Here is a 5,796-nt window from a genome sequence, read left to right on the forward strand (position 1 = left end):
TCAGCCGGACAGGTTAAACGTCAAGCTCAGAGAGGCGACGCCGGAATGTCAGTGGCCCGAGCTGGGGAAACGACAGTGGATTTCAGCGATAGGCGACATCGGATGTCAGTGGACGGAACAGGGAGTTCTCGGTGTTTTCACCTGGGGTGTGGTGGCAGGGAAGCTGATCGGCCGGAGCGTCCGGCGACAGGACTCGGCTCAGGGCTGGCCGGGGTCGAGGTTGAGGGCGGCGATGTGGCGTATCCATCCCTCACGCCAGGGGTGCAGACCGGGAAGGCGTGCCCTGCAGACCCGGGCGGTCCGGTTCAGTCTGCCGACGGGTCCGATCGCGTCGGCGAACAACCGAGCCGTGGGTACGGCGCGTGTTTCCTGGAATGCGCTGCCGTGCAGCAGGGGCGGCGCCGGTGGTGGGATCACCCAGATTCGCAGGTCGACCGGGTGGTCGACACCGTAGGTACCGATGAAGATCACGGCGTCTCAGGTAAGAGCGCAGCACGACAGATAGGCCAGCTCGCGGTGGATGACCCCGGAGAACAGGTGGTCAGCGCGGAGGGGTGCGCCGGGCCGGCGACGCGAGCCCGGATCCGGGCGATGACCTGCTCGGGGATCGGGTTGATGGTCACGCCCACGCCGACCATGTAGTGCAGGTTCGGCGGCAAACGCCAGCTGCAGGCCGGGCCACTCGAATGCGGCGCGGGCGCCGCGGAGCCTGGTGACGGGCGTAGGTGCGGACGGGACTGTCGGCGACCACCTACTCGAGGTAATCCCTGTTCTGCTGGCCGCACGGACGTTCGAGGTCAAGACCCGGCCATCGATGTATTTCGTATTACACTATTGTCTGTGGCTGACGAGATGATCAACGGAATCCCCGTCACCGACGAGATGATCGAGGAGTGGGCAGACGAAGCCGAGGCGGGCTACGACGTCGCCGCCCTGCGTAAGCGTGGTCGCCCGACGATCGGAGAAGGCCCGGGAACAGTGGTTCCGGTCCGCATGGACGAAGCGTTGTTGACAGCATTGAACGCGCGTGCAGAACAAGAGCATGTATCCAGGTCCGAGGCGATTCGGCAAGCGATCCGCGCCTGGACTCAGGTCGCGTGAAAGCGCACAAGTCCGCCCTCAAGCACGGAATCGACGAAGCCGACAGCATCCACGCAGCCGAAAATCCCGTCTATGCGGCCGATCTCGACGACGATCATCCCGCGCGAGAATTCCGACTCGGTTTCGACCTGAAAGGCCGCCTCCTGGAACTGGTCGTTCTGCGCTTCGACAGCGGTAACGAGCTTCTCATCCACGCGATGAAGGCCCGGCCGCAGTACTTCGATCTACTCCCCTGAGGCCTGCTACCCCGCGTCCAGAAGTAAGGGAAGGCTGGGACCTCGCGGGCACCTCACAGCGCGTCGTTCGGTTCCCGCCGCCGACGCGGCTCACGAGCTGCTCGGTCCTGGGATACTCGGGACGATCACCGGGTGAAGGGCCGGAGGCAATGATGGAGGAATCCACGGGATCCTTCGCGGTGATGAAGCTGGGTGTGGCGTTGGACGCGGTCACCGGCGCGTTGGACAAGTTGCGGTCGGCGACGGCCGCCGAGGAACCCCTCGAGACGGTGCTGGGGCGGCTCACCGAGGCCGCGACGGACGTGGTGCCCGACGCCGACGCGGTGAGCGTGACCCGGATCGACGGCGCCGACTCACGCACCGTCGTCGCCACCGACGACCGGGCGGGGCGGCTCGACCGGCAGCAGTACGAGGCGGACCAGGGCCCATGCCTGGACGCCGCTCGCACCCGGCAGGTGGTTCGCCCCGTCGTGGGAGACCACGCCGAGCAGTGGCCCGAGTTCGCCGCGGCCGCCGCGGAGTCCGGAATCCGCGCATACCTGTCGGTCCCGTTGACCGTCGACGGCACCGGGCCGGGCGAATTGGTCGGATCGTTCAACGTCTACAGTTGCCGAGCCGAGGCGTTCGATCCCTTCGACGAGAAACTGATGCGGTTGCTGAGCACCGCGGCGGCGGCGGCGGCGATCAGCACTGCCCGCCGTTGTCAGGCGGCCGGTGAGACGATTGCTCAGCTCGAGGTCGCGTTGGTGTCCCGGTCGGAGATCGACCAGACCAAGGGTGTGCTGATGGCGGTGCACCATCTCACCGCGGACGAGGCGTTCGAGCATCTGGTGCAGGTCTCGCAACGCACCAACACCACACTGTCCGAGGTGGCTCGCCATCTGATGATCGCGGTCGCCCACGAGCCCTGACGCCCGGCTCGGGCAGGGTCCCTGCGTGGATTCGCGGGTGGTTCGCACCGGCGTGTCGATGCTCTTGTCGGTGGGGCCGGTGCGCCTGCGCGCGCGAAGTGCCTGTCCGCAACCCGTTTCGGCTCGCTTTCTTCGGGTACTGGCCATGACGAGGACATCGCACGGTCGAACACGAACCGTCGGCGACCACGCACGGGGCACCCAGCAGGAGGACCTGATGACCATTCCCCCCGTCTCGATTGCCAAGCAGAGTGTCGAGGAACTCGGCGGCCCGCACAGCGTGCTGGTCCGGCAGCGCCGAGATCACCTCGAACTCCATCAGCTGCTGCACCGAATCGCTACCACCACCGACGATGCCGAGCGACAGGAGGTATTGACCCGGCTGTGTCGGCTCGTGTTCCCGCATGCGTTCGCAGAGGAAGCGGTGCTGTGGCCGATCGTGCGACGGACGTTGCCGGACGGACACGACCTGACCCTGCGGATCGAGCGGGAGCACCAACAGATCAACGAGCTCTTCTCCGCCCTCGAACGCACCCGCCCCGGCGACGGGCAGCACGAGAACCTGTTCGAGAGCATTGCCCGGTTGCTGCGCGAGGACGTCCGCGACGAAGAGGACGTCTTGCTGCCCCGCCTCCAGCAGGCACTGCGCGCCGACGCGCTCCGCAGGATCGGGTGGATGTGGGAATTGGTGCGTCGTACCGCGCCGACACGACCGCACCCGGTCGTCTCGCGCCGATTACCCGGCAATGCGCTGGCCGCGCTTCCGCTCACCGGCCTCGATCGTGCTCGCGACCGGCTGGATCGGGCTGCCCGCCGAACCCCCGCACCGCTGGCGACCGGATGCCGCGGCACCAGCCGCACCCTCGCCGCCGCCGCCGCGATCGAACATCTCCCCCCACTGCGCAGCGGCGAAGACCCCTCCACCCGCACGTGACGAGCGTGTGCACCCGATCCTCGCGACTCACTTGCCGGATCTACCTGCATGGAGGAGGCACCGCCGTGTTGTCGGCTCGTCACACCCGCATCGGATAGCCGGGAAGGCCGCCCTGGCCCGGCTCCACGTGGCTGCGCGTCGTGGGGACGGTCCCCTGTCGTGCGCTCGGTTCTCCCCCCACGACCCCGGACTTGCTCCCGTGCTCGGCGGTGCGGGCACCGCGAAGATATGGCTTCGACCCGGCCCCCGCCCAGCACACCTCATCGGTCGGATCGTGTCCCGCCCGCAGAGTTCGTCATCCCACGGGAGCAGAAAGCTCAGCGCGATCATGCCCGAGCCGAGGTGAGGCCGGTCGTCGGCCGCGTGGGCAGGGACCGAAGTCGACAGCGCTGCCCTTGTCGAGGAACAGGGCCGTAGCGCCACCACACCAGGCAAGATCACGCCGCCACCGACCACGAACAGTCTCGCTGGGTCCGCACGGCGGAACATGCCGGGCCGGCGACGCCGAAGCGCAGGGGCTCGACGTTGCGCAAACCGACCCCCGGAACAGGCCGCGCCGCTTCGCCTCGAAGCGATGCCCGACGAAGGTCAGCACGCCGTAGACGGTGACAATGCCGGGACGCAAGCGGAACATCCCGGCGATCAGCCACGGCACCGACGACGATCTCACCGCATCGGTCGTTCCCCGATCACGGCTTCTCCGGATCGAGTGCCTCCTTGACCTTGCCGACGATACCTTTCTCTGTTCCCAGAGCACTCGACGCGGGTTCGCCCTGACTGCCGTCATAGGTGGCGTACAACAACGGATCCGGCGCCGGGGCGCCGCCCTTGCCCCCGAGTGGCTGCGGGTCCGCGAGGAACCGGTTCTGATGGACACCGTCCGGTGCCGGGCCTTGCGCCCAGCGGCCCTGGTCGGACATCGTGCCGTCGGACAGGTGCCACAGCGACTCCGCGTGCTCGGTGTACTCCTCGTCGAACAGCGCATTCGGTGCTACCACGCCCTCCAGACCGTCGGCCTTGAGTTCCTCGATCGCCGACAACCACATGTTCTGGTGATAGGTGTCGCGGGCGAGATTGAACCTGAGCATGTTCTTCACCCCCGGGTCGTCGGTCATGTGGTACAGGCGCGCGGTCTGCAGCCGCCCCTGCGCCTCGGCCGTGACATTGGCGTAGAAATCGGCGAGCAGATTCCCGCTGGCAACGATGTAGCGCCCGTTCCACGGCACACCGTTGCTGTCGGCCAGCACCGGGCCACCGCCGGAGATGATCGCCTGCTGCGGATCCATTCCCCCGAGGACCGCGGCCACCACCGGATCGGCCCCGGCGGCCTTGGACGTCTCGGTGGCCGGCGCCCCCTCCAACAACCGGGCGACCATCGTCGCGATCATCTCGACATGCCCGATCTCCTCGGTCGCGATGTCCATGATCAAGTCCTTGTACTTGCCGGGTATCCGACAGTTCCAGCCCTGGAACAGATACTGCATGGTCACCGTCATCTCCCCGTACGCCCCGCCGAGCAACTCCTGGAGCTTGCGGGCATACACCGGATCCGGCTTCTCGGGGGCGACGTCGAACTGAAGGTAATCGGTGTGATGGAACATGAGAAGGACTCTTTCGTCGTTTCGGAGACGGACACGCTCCGGATACCCGAACGTGCTCGGCCGAACCGACGAACACCGCCCACCTGAACGCGCACCGCCGCAGCGGGGCCCACCGCCTCCGCCGCGCCGTCCGCGCAGCGCCCCTCCGATCCACCGGCGCGCCCAGCAGCCCCACCCTGGTCAACCAGGCCAGCGTCGGGTTGAAGGACCAAACCCCTGAGCCTGATCCACGGGACGGTGCTCGTGGACGGCGCCCTGCAATTTTTCGGGGCCACCACCGTCCACCGGCGGTGCCCGCACCCCCGGCAGCTACCCCAGCACCGGCGACGCCCTGAAAATCTCTGCCGGTGACGCCCGGGTCCGGGCCGTCGACACGTGTGGGATGAACCTGACCCGATGAGCTCCCCCGCCCCGCCCATGCAGATCGAGGAGGCGTGGTCATGTGCGAATACTGTCCGGCGCCCCCGGAAGTGACCGGGTTGCCCGCCTGCACCTCCGACCTGCTCCGTGACGGAGGAAACAGGACCGGAGCTCGGTCCGGCGCTTACGCCACCGGCGTCGACCTCTCCCGATCCACCGCGCCGGCCTCGGACGGGTGCGATATCGCCTTCCCAGGGGCAGGCCACCTACCAGCGCCTGCTGGTCGGCTGAGACCGGGCGGCGGCACGGCTGCTGCACGTCGAGTCCGCCGCCCGGTCCGCCCAGTGATTGCACCACATGAGCGCCCGCTTCCGCGTCGCCCGCCGCCAACGCGGCCGCCGACCACCACCGCGCCCGCGTTCTGGTCCGGCACCGGACGCGGTTCCTCGCCCGCCGACCCCACCGCCGGGCCTCCCCGGGGACCCACGGCACTGACCGAGCCGGGCTGACCGATCCAACCCCCGACGCCGGTACGGTCGGCCCGACCGGACGGACTCCTCGTGCCCGCTACGGTGGGGCGACCGGCCGTACACGGCGCGGTACTGCACCGCGAACCGGGACGAGGGGTTGCGTCCATCAGGATGGTGTACGAG

General features: G+C 68.1%; 6 protein-coding genes. 4 read left to right on the top strand and 2 right to left on the bottom strand.

Going from position 1 to position 5,796, the window contains the following annotated elements; all coding sequences use genetic code 11:
• Positions 1-198: 198 nt before the first annotated feature.
• The gene (locus CQZ88_RS08395) at positions 199-471 is read right to left on the bottom strand and encodes a hypothetical protein (protein WP_102799582.1); all 273 of its coding nucleotides are present in this window, start codon (positions 469-471) and stop codon (positions 199-201) included.
• Between the two features lie 369 nt (positions 472-840).
• Between CQZ88_RS08395 and CQZ88_RS08400 the strand changes: the two genes are divergently transcribed.
• The 4 genes from CQZ88_RS08400 (at position 841) to CQZ88_RS08415 (ending at position 3,182) form a co-directional block, all read left to right on the top strand.
• Positions 841-1,101, top strand: a complete 261-nt coding sequence (locus CQZ88_RS08400; RefSeq protein ID WP_102799583.1) for a ribbon-helix-helix domain-containing protein — start codon at positions 841-843, stop codon at positions 1,099-1,101.
• Positions 1,098-1,337, top strand: coding sequence for a toxin (locus tag CQZ88_RS08405; protein ID WP_102799584.1), 240 nt, complete (start codon positions 1,098-1,100; stop codon positions 1,335-1,337). Before CQZ88_RS08400 ends, CQZ88_RS08405 begins: the two co-directional genes overlap by 4 nt.
• A gap of 149 nt (positions 1,338-1,486) precedes the next feature.
• Positions 1,487-2,248, top strand: coding sequence for an ANTAR domain-containing response regulator (locus CQZ88_RS08410; RefSeq protein WP_102799585.1), 762 nt, complete (start codon positions 1,487-1,489; stop codon positions 2,246-2,248).
• A gap of 217 nt (positions 2,249-2,465) precedes the next feature.
• Entirely contained in the window at positions 2,466-3,182 is a 717-nt protein-coding gene (locus CQZ88_RS08415; protein ID WP_102799586.1) for a hemerythrin domain-containing protein, read from the top strand.
• A gap of 689 nt (positions 3,183-3,871) precedes the next feature.
• Here the strand turns inward: CQZ88_RS08415 and CQZ88_RS08420 are convergent.
• Positions 3,872-4,783: a manganese catalase family protein gene (locus tag CQZ88_RS08420; RefSeq protein ID WP_102799587.1), complete on the bottom strand. Its 912-nt coding sequence runs from the start codon at positions 4,781-4,783 to the stop codon at positions 3,872-3,874.
• Positions 4,784-5,796 lie beyond the last annotated feature (1,013 nt).

The sequence above is a fragment of the Rhodococcus sp. ENV425 genome (genome assembly GCF_002887785.1).
Classification (GTDB): Bacteria; Actinomycetota; Actinomycetes; order Mycobacteriales; family Mycobacteriaceae; genus Rhodococcus; species Rhodococcus aetherivorans.

Bases quoted from the DNA above. Each gene is read 5' to 3' on its own strand.
- CQZ88_RS08410 (WP_102799585.1), top strand. From the start codon at position 1,487: ATGATGGAGGAATCCACGGGATCCTTCGCGGTGATGAAGCTGGGTGTG.
- CQZ88_RS08415 (WP_102799586.1), top strand. From the start codon at position 2,466: ATGACCATTCCCCCCGTCTCGATTGCCAAGCAGAGTGTCGAGGAACTC.
- CQZ88_RS08420 (WP_102799587.1), bottom strand. From the start codon at position 4,783: ATGTTCCATCACACCGATTACCTTCAGTTCGACGTCGCCCCCGAGAAG.